The 20,226-nt window shown below is 73.8% G+C and carries 21 protein-coding genes; 10 read left to right on the top strand and 11 right to left on the bottom strand.

All coding sequences use genetic code 11. From position 1 onward, the window contains the following. Window positions 1-150: 150 nt before the first annotated feature. Window positions 151-1,197, bottom strand: coding sequence for a hypothetical protein (locus MNZ39_RS10875; RefSeq protein ID WP_242338287.1), 1,047 nt, complete (start codon window positions 1,195-1,197; stop codon window positions 151-153). Between the two features lie 161 nt (window positions 1,198-1,358). Continuing rightward, window positions 1,359-1,985 (bottom strand): TetR/AcrR family transcriptional regulator, encoded by a 627-nt coding sequence (locus tag MNZ39_RS10870; protein ID WP_242338285.1) that lies wholly within the window; start codon window positions 1,983-1,985, stop codon window positions 1,359-1,361. A 112-nt stretch (window positions 1,986-2,097) separates the two neighbouring features. On the opposite strand from MNZ39_RS10870, the gene MNZ39_RS10865 reads away from it, so the two are divergent. From MNZ39_RS10865 to adeC, 3 genes are read left to right on the top strand one after another with little or no spacing between them, the layout of a single operon-like run. Next, window positions 2,098-3,309, top strand: a complete 1,212-nt coding sequence (locus MNZ39_RS10865) for an efflux RND transporter periplasmic adaptor subunit (RefSeq protein ID WP_242338283.1) — start codon at window positions 2,098-2,100, stop codon at window positions 3,307-3,309. Window positions 3,310-3,346: 37 nt separating this feature from the next. Then, window positions 3,347-6,517: an efflux RND transporter permease subunit gene (locus MNZ39_RS10860; RefSeq protein ID WP_242338282.1), complete on the top strand. Its 3,171-nt coding sequence runs from the start codon at window positions 3,347-3,349 to the stop codon at window positions 6,515-6,517. Further along, window positions 6,510-7,973 carry an AdeC/AdeK/OprM family multidrug efflux complex outer membrane factor gene (gene adeC / locus MNZ39_RS10855; RefSeq protein WP_242338280.1) on the top strand — a complete coding sequence of 488 codons (1,464 nt, stop codon included), beginning with the start codon at window positions 6,510-6,512 and terminating at the stop codon, window positions 7,971-7,973. The genes MNZ39_RS10860 and adeC overlap by 8 nt, the downstream gene beginning before the upstream one ends. A 28-nt stretch (window positions 7,974-8,001) precedes the next feature. On the opposite strand, the gene MNZ39_RS10850 is transcribed toward adeC, so the two are convergent. Genes MNZ39_RS10850 through MNZ39_RS10840 form a run of 3 tightly spaced genes read right to left on the bottom strand, consistent with a single transcriptional unit; the run spans window position 8,002 to window position 9,520 of the window. Further along, window positions 8,002-8,601, bottom strand: coding sequence for a hypothetical protein (locus MNZ39_RS10850; protein WP_242338278.1), 600 nt, complete (start codon window positions 8,599-8,601; stop codon window positions 8,002-8,004). Next, window positions 8,598-8,864: an anti-sigma factor gene (locus tag MNZ39_RS10845; RefSeq protein ID WP_242338276.1), complete on the bottom strand. Its 267-nt coding sequence runs from the start codon at window positions 8,862-8,864 to the stop codon at window positions 8,598-8,600. Before MNZ39_RS10845 ends, MNZ39_RS10850 begins: the two co-directional genes overlap by 4 nt. Next, window positions 8,861-9,520, bottom strand: a complete 660-nt coding sequence (locus tag MNZ39_RS10840; RefSeq protein WP_242338274.1) for an RNA polymerase sigma factor — start codon at window positions 9,518-9,520, stop codon at window positions 8,861-8,863. Before MNZ39_RS10840 ends, MNZ39_RS10845 begins: the two co-directional genes overlap by 4 nt. A gap of 222 nt (window positions 9,521-9,742) precedes the next feature. Between MNZ39_RS10840 and MNZ39_RS10835 the strand changes: the two genes are divergently transcribed. The 3 genes from MNZ39_RS10835 (at window position 9,743) to MNZ39_RS10825 (ending at window position 11,808) form a co-directional block, all read left to right on the top strand. Then, window positions 9,743-10,048, top strand: coding sequence for a hypothetical protein (locus MNZ39_RS10835; protein ID WP_242338273.1), 306 nt, complete (start codon window positions 9,743-9,745; stop codon window positions 10,046-10,048). 111 nt (window positions 10,049-10,159) lie between these two features. Then, complete coding sequence (locus MNZ39_RS10830; protein ID WP_242338271.1) at window positions 10,160-11,530, top strand: NAD(P)/FAD-dependent oxidoreductase; 1,371 nt, start codon at window positions 10,160-10,162, stop codon at window positions 11,528-11,530. Then, entirely contained in the window at window positions 11,527-11,808 is a 282-nt protein-coding gene (locus tag MNZ39_RS10825) for an anti-sigma factor (protein WP_242338269.1), read from the top strand. The genes MNZ39_RS10830 and MNZ39_RS10825 overlap by 4 nt, the downstream gene beginning before the upstream one ends. A 54-nt stretch (window positions 11,809-11,862) precedes the next feature. Here MNZ39_RS10825 and MNZ39_RS10820 read toward each other — a convergent pair whose 3' ends face one another. Then, window positions 11,863-12,612 (bottom strand): hypothetical protein, encoded by a 750-nt coding sequence (locus tag MNZ39_RS10820; protein ID WP_242338268.1) that lies wholly within the window; start codon window positions 12,610-12,612, stop codon window positions 11,863-11,865. Further along, window positions 12,609-13,136 carry an RNA polymerase sigma factor gene (locus tag MNZ39_RS10815; RefSeq protein WP_242338266.1) on the bottom strand — a complete coding sequence of 176 codons (528 nt, stop codon included), beginning with the start codon at window positions 13,134-13,136 and terminating at the stop codon, window positions 12,609-12,611. The genes MNZ39_RS10820 and MNZ39_RS10815 overlap by 4 nt, the downstream gene beginning before the upstream one ends. A 147-nt stretch (window positions 13,137-13,283) precedes the next feature. Here MNZ39_RS10815 and msrB point away from each other — a divergent pair, with 147 nt between their 5' ends. Both msrB and msrA read left to right on the top strand, forming a co-directional pair. Continuing rightward, the gene (gene msrB / locus MNZ39_RS10810; protein ID WP_242338264.1) at window positions 13,284-13,898 is read left to right on the top strand and encodes a peptide-methionine (R)-S-oxide reductase MsrB; all 615 of its coding nucleotides are present in this window, start codon (window positions 13,284-13,286) and stop codon (window positions 13,896-13,898) included. Next, window positions 13,895-14,551 carry a peptide-methionine (S)-S-oxide reductase MsrA gene (gene msrA, locus MNZ39_RS10805; protein WP_242338262.1) on the top strand — a complete coding sequence of 219 codons (657 nt, stop codon included), beginning with the start codon at window positions 13,895-13,897 and terminating at the stop codon, window positions 14,549-14,551. Before msrB ends, msrA begins: the two co-directional genes overlap by 4 nt. Window positions 14,552-14,633: 82 nt before the next feature. Here msrA and MNZ39_RS10800 read toward each other — a convergent pair whose 3' ends face one another. Continuing rightward, window positions 14,634-15,338: a molybdopterin-dependent oxidoreductase gene (locus MNZ39_RS10800; protein WP_242338260.1), complete on the bottom strand. Its 705-nt coding sequence runs from the start codon at window positions 15,336-15,338 to the stop codon at window positions 14,634-14,636. Beyond that, the gene (locus tag MNZ39_RS10795) at window positions 15,335-16,030 is read right to left on the bottom strand and encodes a cytochrome b/b6 domain-containing protein (protein ID WP_242338258.1); all 696 of its coding nucleotides are present in this window, start codon (window positions 16,028-16,030) and stop codon (window positions 15,335-15,337) included. Before MNZ39_RS10795 ends, MNZ39_RS10800 begins: the two co-directional genes overlap by 4 nt. A gap of 133 nt (window positions 16,031-16,163) precedes the next feature. On the opposite strand from MNZ39_RS10795, the gene MNZ39_RS10790 reads away from it, so the two are divergent. Then, on the top strand, window positions 16,164-17,093 hold the full coding sequence (locus MNZ39_RS10790) for a ketopantoate reductase family protein (RefSeq protein WP_242338257.1): 930 nt from the start codon (window positions 16,164-16,166) through the stop codon (window positions 17,091-17,093). Between the two features lie 124 nt (window positions 17,094-17,217). Here the strand turns inward: MNZ39_RS10790 and MNZ39_RS10785 are convergent, their stop codons facing one another. Next, window positions 17,218-17,742 (bottom strand): YkgB family protein, encoded by a 525-nt coding sequence (locus tag MNZ39_RS10785; protein WP_242338254.1) that lies wholly within the window; start codon window positions 17,740-17,742, stop codon window positions 17,218-17,220. A 234-nt stretch (window positions 17,743-17,976) separates the two neighbouring features. Here MNZ39_RS10785 and MNZ39_RS10780 point away from each other — a divergent pair, with 234 nt between their 5' ends. Further along, window positions 17,977-19,491, top strand: coding sequence for a glycosyltransferase (locus tag MNZ39_RS10780; protein WP_242338253.1), 1,515 nt, complete (start codon window positions 17,977-17,979; stop codon window positions 19,489-19,491). Here the strand turns inward: MNZ39_RS10780 and MNZ39_RS10775 are convergent. Next, entirely contained in the window at window positions 19,466-20,224 is a 759-nt protein-coding gene (locus MNZ39_RS10775) for a class I SAM-dependent methyltransferase (protein WP_242338251.1), read from the bottom strand. The genes MNZ39_RS10780 and MNZ39_RS10775 overlap by 26 nt on opposite strands. Between the last annotated feature and the right edge of the window lie 2 nt (window positions 20,225-20,226).

The following is a 20,226-nucleotide window of genomic DNA, read 5'->3' as shown; positions in this document are numbered from 1 at the left end:
CGGGCTTGCGACGGCCGTGCCGGCGCCGTGCCGCGCGCAACCGCGGAGGAGCTGGGGATCCGCGCGCCGAACCTCGCCGTCTCACGCCCACGGCCCACCGCCGCGCGGCCGGGCGGTACGCGCCGCGGACCGATCGCGGGTCGTGGATGCTCAGAACCCCACGATCTCCCCGCTGCACACGCAGCTCCCGCTCGTGGCGCCAGCGGGGACCTCGCAGTTGCCGGAGCAGCAGTCGCCGTTCGCGGTGCAGCTCCCGCCCGCCGCGGCGCACGAGGACGCCGGGCTGCACGTGCCGCTCGTGGCGCCGGCGAGGATCTCGCAGACGCCGGAGCAGCAGTCGCCGGTCGCGGTGCAGCTCCCGCCCTCCGCGACGCACGACGACGGGCTGCACGTGCCGCTCGTGGCGCCGGCGACGATCTCGCAGACGCCGGAGCAGCAGTCGCCGGTCACGGTGCAGCTCCCGCCCGCCGCGGCGCACGACGGCGGCCTGCACGCGCCGCTCGTGGCGCCCGCCGGGAGGTCGCACGAAAGCCCCGCGCAGCACTCGACGCTCGCGGTGCAGCTCTCTCCCACGAGGCCGCACAGGACGGGCGGCGCGGCGACGCACGTGTACTTGCCCTGGCCGCCCGTCGGGAGGCAGGTCGATCCGCCGCAGCAGCTCGTGTCGGCGGTACCGGTGCACCGCGCACCCTCTGCCAGGCAGGCGAAGCACCGCAGGATCCCGGCGCGGTCGGCGACGCACCGGCCGTGGTCGCAGCACTGCTCGCTGAACTGGCAGACGTCTCCTTGCGGGATGCACATCCAGTCCCAAGGCGACGCGCAGGAGCCGTTGTAGCAGGCGCCCGCGCAGCACTCTGCGTTCTGCCGGCAAGGCATCCCGGTCGCCAGGCACATCATCGGCACGGGAGGGCAACCGCGGGTGCAGGTGCCGTTCACGCACGCCGTCCCGCTGCAACAGGTCTCGCCGTTCGCGCACGACCCGCTCGCCTCCGCGCACGCAGGCGCGGCGCACGTTCCCGTGGAGGGATCGCAGGTCAGGCCGGCGCAGCAGACGACGCCGCCCGCGCACGACTGCCCCGCGGCGCCGCACGCCGCGTCTGCTCCGCTCGCCGCCTCCGAGGTCTTGCAGGAGGAGGCGCCGAGCGACAGGGCGAAGACCAGCGGCAGCACTCGTCGACTCAAGGTGGCGTGCGTCATGGCGGCTCCTCCTCGCGAGCCGAGACGAATACCACCGCGCGTGCGCCACGGGTGACGGACAGTGCGCTACGGCCAGGAGTGAATGTGGGATTCCGGAGCCCGACACGACCGGGACTGCGACATCGCGCTCGCGCCGCGCTCCCGGCTCCAGCGCGCCGGCGTCACCGCCCGAACGCGCGCAGGAACGTCCGCACCGCGCCGCGCACCGCCTCGCGCACGGCCGCGTCCGCGGGCCGCTCGAGGATCCCGAGCCGGGCCTTCAGCACGAGGTCGGACTGGCACAGGCTCACGAACTGCACCGCCGCCGCGCGGGGGTCCTCGAGCAGGAGGACGCCCCGCTCCTTCCAGCGCTGGAGGTACGCGGAGAGCATGGCGTAGAGCGAGCCCGGGCCGCGGTCGTAGAGCGTCTGGCCGATCTCCGGGAAGCGCGACGACTCCGCCTGCGCGTGGCGGTAGAGGCCCACCACGGCGGGCGAGAGGAGCAGCCCCATCACCTTCTCGCCGGTCTCCTGCAGCGCCTGCTCGAGCTCGCCCGCGGGCTCGGCGAGGAACGCCCGGATCCCCTCGCGCAGGGCGTCCACCTCCTCCGAGAGGCAGGCGACGTAGAGGCCCTTCTTGTCGCCGAAGTGGTTGTAGACCGTCGCCTTCGAGACCCCGGCGCGGGCTGCGATGACGTCCACGCAGGCCCGCTCGTAGCCGAGCTCGCCGAAGGTGGCGCGCGCCCCCGACAGGATCTGGCGCCGCTTCGCGGGGGAGAATTCCGCTGTTCTGGCGCCAGGTTCGCTCATTCGCACGCTCTATACTGAACGGTTCAGTCTTGACCGTCAACAGGTGCGACAGTATGTCTTGCGGCTCGCCGGAGCGCTCGTCCGGCGTGAACGGATCGACGAAAGCCGCGAAATGACTCCTCTCTCCGTGACCTCGCCCGTCGCTCCGCGACGCGCGCTCCCGTTCCCCCTCCGTGCCGGAGCGTCGCTCGCCACGGTCGCCGCCCTCGCGCTCGCCCTCTCCGGCTGCGAGCGGACCCAGGCGAAGGGACCGCCTGCCGCGGCCCGCCCGGTCGAGGTCGGGGTCGTGACGCTCGCCCCGACCTCGGTGACGCTCGTGAAGGAGCTGCCCGGCCGGACGTCGGCGTTCCGCGTCGCCGAGGTGCGCGCGCGCGTGAACGGGATCGTGCTGAAGCGGCTCTTCACGGAGGGCAGCGACGTGAAGGAGGGGCAGCCGCTCTTCCGGATCGACCCGGCGCCGTACCAGGCGGCGCTCGACAGCGCGAAGGCCGCGCTCGCGCGCGCGGAGGCGAAGGTCGCGTCCGCGCGGCTGCAGGCGCAGCGCTACACGGAGCTCGTCGAGGCGAACGCGGTGAGCCGGCAGGAGCACGACGACGCGGTGGCGACGCTGAAGAGCGCGGAGGCCGACGTCGCCGCGGGGCGCGCGGCGGTGCAGGCGGCGCGGATCAACCTCGGGTACACGACCGTCACCTCCCCGGTGCCCGGCCGCATCGGGCGCTCCGCCGTCACCGAGGGCGCCTACGTGCAGCAGGCGCAGGCGACGCTGCTCGCGACGGTGCAGCAGCTCGACCCCCTCTACGTGGACGTCACGCAGTCGAGCACCGACGCCCTGCGGCTGCGTCGCGACCTCGAGAGCGGGAAGCTCCAGAGCGCCGGGAAGAACCAGGCGAGCGTCTCGCTCGTGCTCGAGGACGGGCGGGAGTACGAGCAGCACGGCACGCTGCAGTTCTCCGACGTCTCGGTCGACGCCGGCACGGGATCGATCTCGCTCCGGGCCATCTTCCCGAACCCGCGCGGCGACCTCCTCCCCGGCATGTTCGTCCGCGCGCGCATCAACGAGGGTGTGAACCCGCAGGCGATCCTCGTCCCGCAGCGCGGCGTGACGCGCGACCAGAAGGGCCAGCCGACCGCGCTCGTCGTGAACGCCGAGAAGAAGGTCGAGCTCAGGCAGCTCGTGACCGACCGCACCATCGGCGACACGTGGCTCGTCACCGACGGCCTCAAGGCCGGCGATCGGGTGATCGTCGAGGGCCTGCAGAAGGTCCGGCCCGGGGCCGAGGTGGTCCCCGTCCCCGCCGCGTCCACGCGGCAGGCCTCCCGCTAGCAGCGCGGTCGCACCCTCCCCAGGAGATCGGACACCCGTGGCCAGGTTCTTCATCGATCGCCCCATCTTCGCGTGGGTGATCGCGATCATCGTGATGCTGGCGGGGGTCCTCTCCGTCCTGTCCCTGCCGGTGGCGCAGTACCCGGCGATCGCGCCGCCCGTCATCAGCGTCAACGCGAGCTACCCCGGCGCGTCGGCGAAGACGCTCGAGGACACGGTCACCCAGGTGATCGAGCAGAAGATGAACGGCCTCGATCACCTGCGCTACCTGTCCGCGACGAGCGACTCGGCCGGCAACGCGAGCGTGGTCCTCACCTTCGACGCCGGGACGAACCCGGACATCGCGCAGGTCCAGGTCCAGAACAAGCTGCAGCTCGCGATGCCGCTGCTGCCGCAGGAGGTGCAGCGCCAGGGCGTCCGCGTCGCCAAGGCGGTGAACAACTTCCTCATGATCGCCGGCTTCGTCTCCGAGGACGGCAGCATGAGCCGCAACGACCTTGCGGACTACGTCGTCTCGACGCTCCAGGACCAGGTGAGCCGCGTGACGGGCGTCGGCGACGTGCAGGCGTTCGGGTCGGCGTACGCCATGCGGATCTGGCTCGACCCGGAGAAGCTCACGAACTACGGCCTCACCCCGCTCGACGTGAGCGGCGCGGTCCAGGCGCAGAACGCCCAGGTCTCGGCCGGCCAGCTCGGCGGCGCGCCCGCCGTGAAGGGGCAGGAGCTCAACGCGACCATCACCGCGCAGACGCGGCTCCAGACTCCGGAGCAGTTCCGCGACGTCCTCCTGCGCGTGAACCCGGACGGCTCGCAGGTGCGGCTCGGCGACGTCGCGCGCGTCGAGCTCGCCGGCGAGACCTTCGAGATCGAGAGCTACTACAACGGCCGCCCGGCGGCCGGCATGGGCATCAAGCTCGCCAGCGGGGCGAACGCGCTCGCCACGGCGAGCGCCGTGCGCGCGCGGCTGGACGAGCTGTCGCGGTTCTTCCCGCCGGGGATGAAGGTCGTCTACCCGATCGACACGACGCCCTTCGTGCGGCTCTCCATCGAGGAGGTCGTGAAGACGCTCCTCGAGGCGATCCTGCTCGTCTTCCTCGTGATGTACCTGTTCCTCCAGAACTTCCGGGCGACGCTCATCCCCACCATCGCGGTGCCGGTCGTGCTGCTCGGCACGTTCGGCGTGCTCGCGGCGGCGGGGTACAGCGTGAACACGCTCACCATGTTCGGCATGGTGCTCGCCATCGGGCTCCTCGTCGACGACGCCATCGTGGTCGTCGAGAACGTCGAGCGCGTGATGAGCGAGGAGGGGCTCTCGCCCCGGGAGGCCACGCGCAAGTCGATGGGGCAGATCACCGGCGCGCTCGTCGGCATCGCGCTCGTGCTCGCCGCGGTGTTCGTCCCGATGGCCTTCTTCGGCGGCTCGGTGGGCGTCATCTACCGCCAGTTCTCGATCACGCTCGTCTCGTCGATGGCGCTCTCCGTCGTCGTCGCGCTGACGCTCACCCCCGCGCTCTGCGCGACCATGCTGAAGCCGGTCGCGAAGGGCCACGGCCTCGAGCGGGGCGGCCTCTTCGGCGCGTTCAACCGCCTGTACGACCGCGGCAGCGCGCGTTACCGCGGGCTCGTCGGCGCCCTGCTCGGCCGGACCGGGCGGGCCATGATCGCCTACGTCGCGATCGTCGCCGCGCTGTCGGCGCTCTTCCTGCGCGTGCCCACCGCGTTCCTCCCCGAGGAGGACCAGGGCCAGCTCTTCGTGCAGGTGCTGCTCCCGCCCGGGAGCACGCTCGAGCACACCCGCGAGATCATGCTGCGGGTGTCCGACCAGCTGCTGCACGACGAGAAGGACGCGGTCGAGTCGGCGATGAGCATCGTGGGCTTCAACTTCGGCGGCCGCGGCCAGAACGCGGGCGTCGCGTTCGTGAAGCTCAAGGACTGGAGCGAGCGCAAGGAGGCGCGGCTCAAGGCGAAGGCGGTGGCCGGCCGCGCCATGGCCGCGTTCTCGGGCATCAAGGACGCGATGGTGTTCGCGTTCGTCCCGCCCGCCGTCTCCGAGCTCGGCAACGCCACCGGCTTCGAGCTCCAGCTCCAGGACCGCGGCGGCCTCGGCCACGAGCAGCTCGTGGCGGCGCGCAACCAGCTCCTCGGCCTCGCCGCCAAGCACCCCGCCCTCGCCAAGGTCCGGCCCGCCGGCCTCGAGGACACGCCGCAGTACAAGGTGGACGTGGACCAGCAGAAGGCCGCGGCGCTCGGCGTGTCGCTCGCCGACGTGAACGCCACCCTGTCCTCCACGTGGGGCATCTCCTACGTGAACGACTTCATCGACAAGGGCCGCACGAAGCGCGTGTACCTGCAGGCGGACGCGCCGTTCCGGATGCAGCCCGCGGACGTGGAGCGCTGGTACGTCCGGAACCGCCAGGGCCAGATGGTCCCGTTCTCGTCGTTCTCGAGCGGTCGCTGGACCTACGGCTCGCCGAAGCTGGAGCGCTTCAACGGGACGCCGGCGGTGGTGATCCAGGGCGAGGCCGCGCCGGGTCACAGCACCGGCGAGGCCATGGCCGCCATGGAGTCCATCGTGAAGCAGCTCCCCACCGGCGTCGGCTCGGAGTGGTCCGGGCTCTCGTACGAGGAGCGGCTGTCGGGCGCGAACGCCCCCGCGCTCTACGCGATCTCGCTGCTCGTCGTGTTCCTGTGCCTCGCGGCGCTGTACGAGAGCTGGTCCATCCCGGCCGCCGTCATGCTCGTCGTGCCGCTCGGCGTGCTCGGCGCGGTGCTCGCGACGCTCCTCGGCGGGCTCGCGAACGACGTCTACTTCCAGGTCGGCCTGCTCACGACCATCGGGCTCTCGGCGAAGAACGCCATCCTCATCGTCGAGTTCGCGAAGGAGCTGCGCGAACGCGGGAGAGGCGTGGTGGAGGCCGCCCTCGAGGCCGCGCGCATGCGGCTCCGGCCGATCCTCATGACCTCGCTCGCGTTCATCCTCGGGGTCCTGCCGCTCGCGCTCGCGCGCGGCGCGGGCGCCGGGAGCCAGAACGCCATCGGCTTCGCCGTGGCGGGCGGCATGATCTCGGCGACGGTGCTCGGCGTGCTCTTCATCCCGGTGTTCTTCGTCGTGATCGGGCGCCGCGCCAGGGTCACCTCGGCCCCCGCGCCGGCGGAGGGCGACGAGGAGGGGGACGGGGGGACCGAGGGGGAGGCGCTCCATGCGTAGCGCCCCGCTCGCCGCGGCCACGGCCGCGGTCCTCCTCGCGAGCTGCACCCTCGCGCCGCGCTACCGCCGCCCCGAGGCTCCCGTCGCCGGGCAGTGGCCCGAGGGCGCCGCCGCGGAGGCGGCGCGCGCCGCGGCGCCCGGGGCAGCGCCGGCGGAGCTCGGCTGGCGCGACGTGTTCGGCGACCCGCGCCTGCAGGCCCTCATCGCGCTCGCGCTCGAGAACAACCGGGACCTCCGCGTCGCCGCCCTGAACGTCGAGCTCGCGCGCGCGCAGTACCGCATCCAGCGCTCGCAGCAGCTCCCCACCGTGGCGGGCACCGCGAGCGCCACGCGCCAGCACGTCGACGCCGACCTCAGCCCCACCGGCCGCGCCTCCACGAGCACGCAGTGGGAGGTCGGCGCGGGCGTCACCGCGTTCGAGCTCGATCTGTTCGGGCGGGTCCGCAGCCTCAAGCGCTCGGCGCTCGAGCAGTACCTCGCGACCGAGGAGGCCCGGCGGAGCGCCCACCTCTCGCTCGTCGCCGAGATCGCCACCCAGTACCTCGCCGCCCGCGCGCTCGACGATCAGGTCGCGCTCGCGCGGCAGACGCTGAAGACGCTCCAGGCCTCCTACGACCTCACGAAGCGCAGCTACGACGTGGGGCGCACCTCGGAGCTCGACCTGCGCACGGCGGAGTCGCAGGTGCTCTCGGCCCGCTTCAACCTCGCCGCGTACGCGCAGCAGCGCGAGCAGGCGCAGAACGCGCTCGTGCTCCTCGTCGGCCAGCCCTTGCCGGCGGGGCTCCCCGCCCCCGAGCCGCTCGAGGCCGCGCCGCTCCTCGCCGACCTCCCGCCCGGGCTCCCGTCGGAGCTCCTGCAGCGGCGGCCGGACATCCTCGGAGCGGAGCACGCGCTCCGGGCGGCGAACGCCAGCATCGGCGCCGCGCGCGCCGCGTTCTTCCCCTCCATCACCCTCACCGCGTTCGGCGGCACCGCGAGCGGCGAGCTCTCCGGGCTCTTCGGCGCCGGCTCCGGGCTCTGGAGCTTCACGCCCCAGCTCACCCTGCCGCTCTTCACCGGCGGCCGGAACCGCGCGAACCTCGACGCGGCGGAGGTGCGGAAGTCGATCGAGGTCGCCCGGTACGAGAAGGCGATCCAGGTCGCGTTCCGCGAGGTCGCCGACGCCCTCGCCGCGCGGGCGTCGCTCGACGATCAGCTCGCCGCCCAGACGGCGCGCGTCGAGGCCGAGCAGCGGCGCTACGCCATCTCCGACCTGCGCTACCGCAAGGGCGTCGACAGCTACGTGACCGTGCTCGTCGCTCAGCGCGACCTGTACGCCGCGCAGCAGCAGCTCATCCAGTCGCGGCTCGCGCGGCTCGGGAACCTCGTCGCCCTCTACAAGGCGCTCGGCGGCGGCTGGCTCGAGCGCTCCGCCCACGCCGCGGCCGCGAGCACGCCGCCGTCTCCGGCGCCGTGATCGCGGATGCCGTCCGGGGCCCGGTGACTCACGGCCCCGAGTCCACCTCCCCCACCCGGAGCCGCTCGGCGAGCCACCGCGCTTGCCACGCGCGCTCCGCCTCGAACGCCGCGAGCCCGCCGCCCAGCGCGGAGGCGAGCGTCGCGGCGATGTAGGAGGTCGTCGCGGGGCCGACGTGCAGCGCGTTCTGGGCGGCGTCGGCCACGAGCTCCGCCGCGCGGGAGGCGGGGCCTGCGCCGCTCGCGACGTCCGCGATCGCGTCGAGCTCGGTCGCTCGCGCGAGCGCGTCCCGCGCCGCGGTGGGCACGTGCGGCAGGGCGAGGTCGCGGGCGCGCAGCGCGCACGCCCGCGCGTAGTCCCCGGCGAGCGCCCGATCCCAGGCCGCGACGCGCGCGACCAGCCGCGCGCGGGGAGCCGCGACCTGGTAGCGGGCCTCTCTCACCGGGCCGTCGAGCTCGATCCGCCAGAGCTCGTCGGCGAGCCAGTACGGGAGATCGCCCGCGCGGCAGGCGTGGATCCAGAGCTCGGGCCGATGGGCTGCGGCGCTCACCCATTCGCCCGACGCGGGCCACTGGAAGCGGGTGAAGGGGGCGAGCGCGCCCGCGGCGAGGAACTTGAAGGCGATCACGCGCCGCCTCCGGAGCCCTTCTTCCAGTCGCGAAAGATCGCGAGCAGCGCGTCGCGCGCCTCGGGCGCGACGGACTCCTCGGTGAGCTCGCCGGCGCGCTCGAGGACCCGGCGCATCTGGGCGAGGTAGGTGCGGCACCAGTCGCAGTAGGTGAGGTGCAGCTCGAAGCGGGTCCGCTCCTCGACCGGCAGGGTCGCCTCCAGGTAGTCCGTCACGAGCTCGACGAGCTCGCGGCAGGAGAGATCGGGGACCGCGGCCGTCACGGCGCCTCCTCCCGTCCCATGCGCGCCTCGAGGAAGGCGCGCACCTTCGAGCGGGCGCGGTGCAGCAGCACGCGCTGGTTCACCTCCGTGATGCCGAGCAGCGCGCACACCTCGCCGGCCTCCCAGCCCTCGACGTCGCGCAGGGACATGACCGTTCGCTGAGCGTGCGGGAGCGTCTCGAGCGCCTCGGCCACGAGCGCGACCAGCTCGCTCGACTCCGCGCGCGCGTCGGGCCAGGGCTCGGGCGGCTCCGACCAGTGGCCGGCCCACCGGTCCTCGTCTCCCCGGAAGCGATCCGGCGACACCGACGGCGCGTCCTCCTCGTCGTCCGGTCCGAGCGACGACATCGGCACCGAGCGACTCTCCTTCAGCCCCCGCGCCTTCGCGCAGTTCACGAGGATGCTGAAGATCCAGGACTTGAGCGACGAGCGCCCCTCGAAGAGGTGGAGCCCCCGGAGCACGCCGAGCCACGCCTCCTGCACGACCTCCTCCGCCACCGCCTGGCTCCGCACGAACGTCGCCGCGACCCGCACCATCGCGCCGTGATGGCGCGTCACGAGGGCGAGGAACGCGGCCTCGTCGCCGGCGCGGAGGGCCGCGAGCTCTCGCTCCTCGGCTGCGCACCCGACCGGCTCCGAAACGCACGGCGGCTCCATCCGCGGCACCTCCCCTGCCAGGAACGCGGGTCGCGCCGGATGTAGCTCGCAGGGCGCCGGGCCACTGTGCTTCGACGGGGACGGCCGTTCGGAGTCGGGCGACTCCACCTCGTGCGCAAGGGGCAGGCGCCAATGCACGGGCGCCCGCCCGCCGAGCTGCCGCCGCTCGTGTAACGGAGGTGACCCTCCGCGCCTCTACGACGAGAGGAGAGCGAGGACGTCATGGCGCACGCAGAGCACGAGCACGACCTCGAGCAGGCGGCGTTCCGGAGCTGCATCACGGGCGCCGTGGTCGCCACCGGCCCGTTCCACGACGTGACGCTGCTGCCCGACGGCCTCGACGCGGACCTCGAGGAGTGGCAGGCGGGGTTCCTCACCGTCGCGGGGCGGTTCCTGGACCGCCGCGAGGCGGCGGTGGCGCTCGGCCACGCCGGGCGGCTCGAGGCGCGCGCGTACTTCGCCGGCGACCCGTGCCCGACGCTCGAGGCCGGCCACCCGGTGAGCTGGCATGGGCGGCGGGCGGCCTGAGCGTCGCCCCGGCCGCGCGGCCAGGCGCCCTGCTCGGGAGCGTAACGGTGGCCAGCTTTTCCCACACCGCTCGCGTGCGGACGTCCCGTGCGCGTGCCCCGGGAGACCCCCATGGACCTCGACGCGATCGTCGTCGGCAGCGGCCAGGCGGGCGTGCCGCTCGCCACCCGCCTCGCGAGCCACGGCCAGCGGGTGCTCCTCGCGGAGCGCGGGCCGCTCGGCGGCACGTGCACCAACACGGGCTGCACGCCCACGAAGACGCTCGTCGCGAGCGCCCGCGCCGCACACGTCGCGCGGACGGCGGGCCGGCTCGGCGTGCAGGCCGGGGCCGTGAAGGTGGACCTCCCCGCGGTCATCGCGCGGAAGGACGCGATCGTCCGCCGCTGGCAGGAGAGCATCGCGAAGCGCCTCGCCGGCGCCGGCGCGAACCTCCGGCTGGTCCGCGGCCATGCGCGGCTCGTCGGCGAGCGGACCGTGGAGGTCGCGGGCGAGCGCCACCGCGCCGCGGTCGTGATCCTGAACGTGGGCGCCCGGCCGATCGAGCCGCCCATCCCCGGCCTCGGCGGCGTGCCCTGGCTCGACAACCGGCGCCTGATGGAGCTCACGGAGCTCCCGTCGCACCTCGTGGTCGTGGGAGGCGGCTACATCGGGTGCGAGCTCGCCCAGGCGTACCGGCGCTTCGGCGCCGACGTGACCGTGGTCGAGCCCGCCCCGCACCTCCTCGGCCACGAGGACCCCGAGATCTCGGAGGCGATCGAGGGGTTCTTCCGGGACGAGGGCCTCGCGCTCGCGCTCGGCGTCCGCGCCGAGCGCGTCTCCGGCGAGCCCGGACGCATCACGGTGGGGCTCTCGAGCGGGCGCGCGGTGACGGGCTCCCACCTCCTCGTCGCCACCGGCCGCAGGCCCAACACCGACGACCTGGGCTGCGACGCGGCCGGCGTGAAGCTCGACGGGCACGGCTTCGTCGAGGTGGACGATCACTATCAGTCGAGCGCGCCGGGGGTCTACGCGGTGGGCGACTGCGCGGGCGGCCCGCAGTTCACGCACGCGGCCTGGGACGACCACCGGCTCCTGTTCGACGTCCTCACGGGAAAGCCGGGCCGCGGCCGGAAGGATCGACTCATCCCGTACACCGCGTACACCGACCCCCAGGTCGCGGGCGTGGGGCTCACCGAGCACGAGGCCAAGGAGAAGGGCGTCCGGTACGAGGTCGCGACCCTGCCGTTCGGCAGCGTCGCGCGCGCGATCGAGACCGACGAGAAGGCGGGCGTCCTCAGGGTGCTCGTCGATCCGGTGAGCGAGCGGATCGTCGGCGCGTCCATCGTGGGCGCGGAGGCGGGCGAGCTCATCCACGTCTTCGCGGCGCTCATGCAGGCCGGCGCACCGGTGCGCGCGCTGGTCGACATGGAGGTCGTGCACCCCTCGTTCGCCGAGGGCCTCCAGTCGGTCGTCATGGCGCTCCCGCGGTACGCCCTGTCGTGAGCGGCGCGACGACCGGCGAGCTCCCCGGCGAGCTGACGTGCCGCGAGCTCGTCGAGCTCGTCACGGAGTACCTCGAGAACGCGCTCGCGCCCGACGAGCGGACGCGCTTCGAGCTGCACCTCGCCGTCTGCCCCGGGTGCGAGGCTCACGTCCAGACGCTGCGCGCGACGCTGCGGGCCGCGGGCCGACTCTCGGAGGAGTCGCTCCCGGAGGAGGCGCGCACGCGCCTGCTGCGCGCGTTCCGCGACTGGAAGCGCCGCCCCCCGGGCGCGGCGTGACGCGTTCTCTGCTCGGCGGGCCTGCGAAGAAAGCGCTCCGGGCCGCGCCCCGCGTCACGCGACGCGCAGGCGCGGCCGCCGCCAGAGCAGGCTCGCGCCGGCCGCGGCCAGGAGCACCCCGCCCACGTGGAAGGCCAGGAGGTGCGGGACCTCGCTCTGCAGTCCGCAGGTGACCTGGAGCGCGGCGTCGCCGGCCAGCGCCCCGGCCGCCGCCACCCCCGCGACAGCGAGGCGCGCCGGCGAGGTGGAGCCCCCGCGGAGCGCGAGCCAGACCGCCCCCAGCACCAGCGCCGCAGCGGCGAGCTCGCTCGCGAGGCAGTCCGCGCCCGGTGCGCCGGCGATGGGGGTCCCGGCAGCGGCGATCCCGGCGAGGATCGTCGCGACCACGCTCCCCCCGAGGACGAGCAGCGGCCTCCGGTTCGCCGCCGCGGCGAGGGCGAGGGCGAGCGCCAGCACGAGACCGGCCCTGCCCCAGTCATCGATCGCGCCGGAGCGGCTCCGCGCGATCACCACGAACACGAGGGCGGCCACGCAGGCCGCGGCGCTCGACCCGATCGTACGCCTGCGCGCCTCGCGCCGGAGCTCGGCGACGATCGAGCGAGACACCCGCTCGAGCGCCCCCGCCGGCAGCGGCACGGGGTCCGAGCGCTCGATGAGCACCTGGAGCCGCTCCGCCTCCCGGAGCGCGCGGGCGCACTCCGCGCACGCCTTCGCGTGCAACGCGGCGGCGATCCGCTCCGGGTCGTCGGGGGCCAGCGCGGCGAGCCCCGGCGCGTCGCCCCCGACGTGCTCGCGGCCGGTCATGAGCGGTCCTCCGCGACGAGATCCGCGAGGGCGACGCGAAGCTGCTCGTAGGCGCGAAACGCCCGCAGCTTGGCGGCGCCCTCGGAGATGCCCAGCACGCGGCCGATCTCGGCGAAGCCGAGCTCCTCGAAGCGGTGCAGGTAGACCACGACGCGCTGAGGCTCGGCGAGGCCTTCCAGGGCGACCCGCACCCGCTCGGCCCGCTGCCCTGCCAGGACTGCCTCTCCCGCATCACGCGCCCCGGGATCCATGACCTCGTCGTCGCCCTCCTGCACCTCGCGCCCCTGCTTTCTCAGCCAGTCGATCCGCACGCGCCCTGCGATGGTGAAGACCCAGGGGCGGAGCCGCTCCCCTCCCCGCCAGCTCGCGCGCGCGACGTGCATCTTCAAGAACGTACTCTGCAGGAGATCCTCGGCCACCGCTCCAGGCCCGACCGATCGCACGAAGAACGCGTGAACGGACGGCGCGAGAGAACGGAACAGGCGCTCGAACGCTCCCGCGTCTCCCGCGACGTAGGCCTCCATCAGGGCCTCCTCGTTCACCTGACCCCGCATACGTGCGCCGAGGGCTCCGGGTTACGCAGCCGCCGCGAGTAACCGGCGCCTCCGGTCGCGCGTACTCGGAGCACCCCAGGAGCGCACGTTCCTGGAGGGAACGAACGGAGCGAGCACATGCCGCACGCGAGCCATCCGGGAGCCGTCTTCGCGTTCCTCTGGCTGTCCACCCTCGCCTGTGGGGCTCGAGCGGGCGGGACCGAAGCGGCGCCCCGCCCGGCCGTCGCGCAGGAGACCTCGAAGATGTCGACCTACCGGAAGCCGTCGGACGAGGAGCTCCACCGGCGCCTCTCTCCCGAGCAGTACCGGGTGACGCAGCAGGAGGGCACCGAGCCGGCGTTCCGCAACGCCTACTGGGACGAGCACCGGGCCGGCATCTACGTGGACGTCGTCTCCGGCGAGCCGCTCTTCAGCTCTCTCGACAAGTTCGACTCCGGCACGGGCTGGCCCAGCTTCACCCGTCCACTCGATCCCGCGAGCATCTCGACCCGCAGCGATCGCAGCCTCCTCTTCACGCGGACCGAGGTCCGCTCGCGGCAGGCCGGCTCGCACCTGGGCCACGTGTTCGACGACGGGCCCCCGCCCACGGGGCTGCGCTACTGCATGAACTCCGCGGCGCTGCGCTTCGTCCCGGTCGAGCGGCTGGCCGAGGAGGGGTACGCGAGGTTCCTGCCCATGTTCGAGTCGGTGGACGCCACGGCGCCCTCGAGCGACGGGAGGACGAGCCCGTGAAGCTTGCCCTGCTCCTCGGCGCCCTCGCGGCCGCCGTCGCGACGGTCCAGCTCCTCGGCGCTCCCGCCCGCGCCGGGCGCGGAGGCGACGGCCAGATCGGCAACCCCAGCGTGGGCACGAAGCCGGGCCACGTCGGCCACGGCACGGCGCTCGTCGCCTCCGGGAAGAACCAGCTCGCGATCTTCGCCCAGGGCTGCTTCTGGGGCGTGGAGGAGCGCTTCCGCAAGGTGCCCGGCGTCGTGGCGACCGCGGTGGGCTACACGGGCGGGCGGGCCCGGAACCCCAGCTACGAGGACGTGTGCACGAACACCACCGGCCACGCCGAGGCGGTCCTCCTCGAGTACGATCCCGCGAAGGTGAGCTACCCGGAGCTGCTCGCGTTCTTCTGGAAGACCCACGACTCGACGAGCGGCGATCGCCAGGGCCCGGATCGCGGCAGCCAGTACCGGTCCGCCATCTTCACCTTCGGTCCAGAGCAGCAGGCCGCGGCGCTCGCCTCGCGCGCCGAGGAGCAGAAGCACCTCGCGGACCCGATCACGACGGAGATCGCGGCGGCCGGCCCGTTCTGGGTGGCGGAGGACTACCACCAGCAGTGGGACGAGAAGCACGGCGCCCTCTCCTGCCCGGTGCCGCACCGGGCGCGGGCGAAGTGAGCGCAGCCCGCGGAGGCCCCGCGACGCCGTCCCCGCGCCGCGCTACCGGACTGGGGGCCGCCCGTGGCGGGCGGCGCCACCGTCACACGCCTGCGAACCACTCGTAGCCCTGGTCTTCCCAGTACCCGCCGGTCCGCACCGGGAGGAAGCTCACCTCGGTGAGGTACTTCACCATCTTGTAGCCGAGCTTCACGGCGGAGTAGAGGCGCAAGGGCGCGCCGTGCTCCCGCTGCAGCGGCGCGCCGTTCATCCCGTACGCGAGGATCGTCTGCGGGTGGAGCGCGCTCTCGAGGTCCCAGGACGACCAGTACCCGGAGTCGAAGGAACGGAACTCGACGTAGCGCGCCCGCCGGTCGACGCCGGCGAGCCGGGCGAGCTCGGCGAGGCGGACGCCGTCCCAGGAGGCGACCGCGGACCACCCCTCTACGCAGTGGTGGCGAACGCGCGTGCGCGTGGCCGGGAGGCGCCGGAGCTCCGCGACGGACAGGGTGAGCGGGCGCGCGACGAGTCCCCGCACCGCGAGCGCCCAGCCGGCGGGCGCGACGGGGAGCTCCCTCGAGATCTTGTACGCCGGGAAGTCCTCGGGGGCGCTCTCCTCCCCCTCGGAGAGCTCGGGGGCGAGCCGGCCCGGATCGAACAGCGCGCGCTGGAAGCGCTCGTTGACGTTCTCCATCAGGCCGAGGAACCCCGCGTGCGGGCGATCGCCGTCGCACGCGAGCCCGCCGAGCGCGAGGAGCCCGGCCGAGCGGAGCCCACCCGAGAGGAAGTTCCGTCGCGTCGAGCTCATGGCGCCTCCTCCGGGAGCCGCGTCTCCCGCGGAGCCCGGCGCTCCTCCGGGCCGAGGTCCCGCCCGACCGTCATGCCGGCGAGCGTCCGCGGGTGAAGCACCACCTGGACCACGTGGACGACGGTGAAGAGCGCGAGCCCCGCGAGCACGAGCAGGTGAATGGCGCGGGCGGCGTCGTAACCGCCGAGGAGCGCGGTGAGGAGCGAGAGCTGCACCGGCTTGTACATGGCGAGGCCCGAGAGGACGAGGAGCGGAGCGGCCGCGAGGACCCCCGTGTACGTGAGCCGCTGCATGCCGTTGTAGAGGCCGACCGGCGGCGGAGCCTCCCTGCGCAGCCGCAGATCGTGGAGGAGGGTGCCCCACGCGTTCCGCGCGTCGCGGCGCGGGGAGAAGAGCCGCCGCCGCCACTCGCCGCTCGCGAAGAGATACACGCCGTAGACGAGCGCGTTCGCGACGAAGAGCCAGGCGAAGGCGAAGTGCCAGTGTCGCGCCCCGGCGAGCCACCCGCCGATCGTCAGGGCGTCGGGCGGGCGCATGCCCTGCAGCAGATACCAGCCGTAGTCCCGGCCGCGCTCGCCGAGGAAGGGGTACGCGGCCAGGATGCGGAGCCCGCTCCCGGCCATGACGACGAGGAAGACGAGGTTGGCCCAGTGGGTGGTCCGGATGAGCCAGGGCTGCTTGGAGCGAGGCATCGCTTCGGGAGGTACGAGGGAGGCGGGGTTTCGTTACGCGCCGGGCGGGGGTGCGGCGTACGGCGGGCCGCCAGAGCCCATCGGCTAGAATCCTCTAATGCCATCAACTCCCCGCGGCGCCCCGGGAGCGCCGATGCGAACGCTCGAGCGCGTGGTGATCTGCGGCGCGGGGGCGGTGGGCAGCGCCTACGCCGAGCGCTTCCAGGACACGGACGGCGCGGACCTCTCCGTCGTCGCGGGCGGTGAGCGCCGCGAGCGCCTCCTGCGGGAGGGACTCACCGTGAATGGACGGCGCATCGACGTGCGGGTGATCGCGCCCGGCGAGCCGGGTCCGCCCGCGGACCTCCTGCTCGTCGCGGTGAAGCACCCCCAGCTCGCCGCCGCCATCGAGGACGTTCGCTCCCGGGTGGGCGAGAGGACGATCATCCTCCCGCTCCTGAACGGCATCACGAGCGAGGCGGCCCTCGCGCGCGCGTTCGGGGCCGAGAAGGTGCTGCACGCCTTCGTGGTCGGCAACGACGTGGTCCGGGAAGGGACCCACGTCCGCTACGCGAACATCGGCCGGCTCGTCTTCGGCGCGGCCTCCAACGACCGGGGCGATCCGCGCGTGGTCGCGGTCGAGGCGCTCCTCGCGCGCGCCGGCATCCCCGCCGTGGTCCCCGCCGACATCCTCCGCGAGCAGTGGTGGAAGTTCATGCTCAACGTGGGGGTGAACCAGGTCTCGGCCGTCCTGCGGGTCCCCTATCGCGCGTTCGGCGCCGTCCCGGAGATCCGCGAGCTCACGCGCGCCGCGGCGCTGGAGGTGGTGGCGCTCTCCGCGCGCGAGGGGATCGCGCTCGGCCCCGAGGACGTGGAGCGCATCTTCCCCATCCTCGCGACCCTCGCGCCGGGCGGGAAGACCTCCATGCTCCAGGACGTGGAGGCCGGGCGGAAGACCGAGGTCGAGATCTTCGCCGGCGCGGTCGTCGAGCTCGGCCGGCGACACGGGATCGCGACGCCCGTGAACGCGCTCCTCGGCACGATGATCGCGGCGCTCGAGCGGCTCGCCGGGATCCCGGGCTGAGGCGCTCCGAGGCGCGCAAAGGCCCGGACCGGCCGGGCCGCGCGAGGTGCGCGGCCGGCCGGACCGGGGGAGCCCGCTCCGGGGGGAGGCGTGGCGGGCTCTCTCCCGTTGCGGCCGCTCGTGCTCAGGACGCCGCGTGGGACGCAGGCTTCGCGAGCCCCGCGAGGGCCGGGGCGACCACCGCGGTCCGGCCCCGGGCCGCGCGCAGCGCCTCGGCCGCCGTGTACACCGACGCGCCGAGCAGGACGAGGTCCTTCACGAGGAAGCCGAACGCGGGGCCCTGCGGCGACAGCCCGCCTGGCGTCGTGAAGAGGAACGAGAGCGTGGTCGCGAAGATGACGGTCGCGAGCGCGCTGCCGATCGCCGACGCCACGGGCGAGAAGCGCCGCGAGGCGATGAGGAGCCCCGCCGCGAGCTCGATGACGCCGACGAGGTTCGAGACGCCCTGGACGCTCAGGATCGCGTACAGCCAGCTCATGAACGGGCTGTTCGAGACGAGCGGCTGGATCGCCTTCGCCTCGAACCCGGCGAACTTCAGCCCGCCGAACGCGAGGAGCAGGAACACGACTCCATAGCGCAGGATGGCGGTGCCTGCGGCCTCGATCTTCGCGATGCGGTGCTCGACGTCTGCTGGGTTTCGCTTGTCCATCTGGTCCTCCGAGGGTTCGGGATCGCGGGCGCTGCCCGGGTCATGGCGCCGGGTGTCTCCGGCCGCGGGATCCGTTACGTCGCGCGCGAGCGCCGCCCGGACACGGCGGACACGGATCGGGAAGCGACCTGCTCCGCCGAGGTCGTGCGCGAGCGGGTCGGGCGAGTGACAATGATCGGCGGTGATCGTGGGATGGGTTCACCCGGGCCAGCAGGCCCTTGCTCGAGGCGCGCCATGATCGAACGGGTCGAGCTCGAGGAGCACGTCGGGCTCGACGACTACACCCGGTTCCTGCATCTCGCCGAAGGCGTGCGGCAGCTTCGGTCCGAGGCGGAGCCGTGCGTCCCGAAGCTCGCCGGGCGAAGGGTCTGGATGCTGAGCTCGACGCGGCAGGGCGGCGGCGTCGCGGAGATGATGCCCCGGCTCATCTCCATCATGCGAGAGCTGGGGGTCGCCACCGAGTGGGTGGTGATGCGGACGGACCGCCCGGAGTTCTTCGCGCTCACGAAGCGCCTCCACGCGCTCCTCCACGGAGAGGGCGACCCGCGCCTCGGTCCCTCGGAGCGGGAGCTCTACGAGAGCGTGAGCAGCGAGTGCGCCCACGCGTTGCGTCCGCTCCTCGCGCCGGGCGACATCCTCGTCGTGCACGATCCGCAGCCGCTCGGGGCGGGCGCGCTCCTGAAGGCGATGCCGGGGCTGCACGCGATCTGGCGCTGCCACATCGGCCTCGAGGTGGAGTCGCCCATCGCGAGCGCCGCGTGGACCTTCCTCCGGCCGTACGCCGAACGTCACGATCACGCGATCTTCTCGGCCCCCGAGTACGTCCCCGGGTTCCTCGCAGCGCGCGCCTCGGTGATGCGCCCCACCATCGACCCGCTCGGCCACAAGAACCGCGAGCTCTCCCCCCACAAGCTCGTGGGTGTCCTCTGCAACTCCGCGCTCGTCGCCGGCGCCCACCCCGTGCTGACCCCGCCGTTCGCGCACCCGGCGCTCCGGCTCCGGTCCGACGGCACGTTCGCGCCGGCGGATCAGCCGAGCGACATCGGGCTCCTGTTCCGCCCCGTGGTGACCCAGGTCTCCCGCTGGGATCGGCTGAAGGGGTTCCGGCCGCTGCTCGACGGGTTCCTCGCCCTGAAGCGCCGCGCGGGCGACGGGGCTCACCCTCCGAGGCACCGGCGCCGCCTGGAGATCGTGCGTCTCGTGCTCGCCGGGCCGGACCCCGCGGCGATCCAGGACGATCCCGAGGCGCGCGAGGTGCTGGCCGAGCTGACCGCCGCGTACCGGGCCCTCGAGCCGGGCGCGCAGGCGGACGTGGCCGTCCTGACGCTGCCGATGGCCTCGGTGAAGGAGAACGCGCTCATGGTGAACGCCCTCCAGCGCTGCTCCACGGTCGTGGTGCAGAACTCGCTGCGCGAGGGCTTCGGGCTCACGGCCACCGAGGCGATGTGGAAGGCGGTGCCGGTCCTGGGGACGCAGGCCTGGGGGCTGCGCCAGCAGATCCGCGACGGCGTGGACGGCCGGCTCGTCACGCACCCGGACGACCCCGAGGAGCTCGCGCAGGTCCTGGACGAGATGCTGGCGGACCCGAAGCAGCGCTTCGTCTGGGGGCAGAACGGGCAGCGCCGCGTCCACGACGCGTTCCTCGTGTTCGGGCAGGTGTCGGAGTGGCTGCGGGTGCTCGGCGAGTGCGACGGCCCGGCGCGGGCCGCCGCGAGCGACGCGGTCAGACCCGCCCGCGGACCGCGATGACGCGCGCGGGCAGCGAGAACGGCGCGGTCGGCGCGCCGAGGAGCTCGCGGTACGCCTCGCGGATCGCGGCGCGCCGCTCCTCGGGCTGGGCCACGAGGTAGCCGCCGGCCGGCCCGATCCCGAAGGCGAACGGCGCCCAGAGATCGTCGAAGTCGGCGTAGCGCTCCTCGAGGTCGATGTGGCCGGTCGCGACGTCGCGGAGGCCGGCGCGCTCCCACAGCGCGACGAGCTCCGGCATGCGGCGGAAGGGGAGCCGGGCGTCGTCGGGTGCGTTCGGGTCGAAGCGCCTCGCGGCCTCCCAGAACGTCCGGACGAGGGCGAAGCCCTCCGCCTGGAACGTACAGGCCGCCGCGACGCCGCCGGGACGGACCACCCGGCGCAGCTCGGCCGCCATCCGGTCCGGCTCCTTGACGAAGGTCAGCACGAGCTGCGACAGGGCCGCCTCGAACGTGCCGTCGGCGAAGGGGAGCGCCTCGGCGGACGCGAGGCGTACGTAGGCGCCCGGGACGCGCGTGCGGCACGCGGCGACGAACGACTCGGAGAGATCGACCGCCGCGACCTTCACCGCCCCGAAGCGCTGCGCCATCACGGCGGTGAGCCCGCCCGGCCCGCACCCCACGTCGAGCACGGGCCCCGCCTGCACGCCCGCGAAGTCGAGGAAGCGCGGCGCGAGCTCGCGCGAGTAACGCCCGATGTACCGGTCGTACGCGTCGGCCGCGACTGCGAAGGTCATGG

This window comes from Anaeromyxobacter sp. SG66 (assembly GCF_022690805.1).
GTDB lineage: Bacteria > Myxococcota > Myxococcia > Myxococcales > Anaeromyxobacteraceae > Anaeromyxobacter > Anaeromyxobacter soli.
Note: the sequence above shows the minus strand (reverse complement) of the source record. Positions and strands in the feature narration are given on the sequence as shown.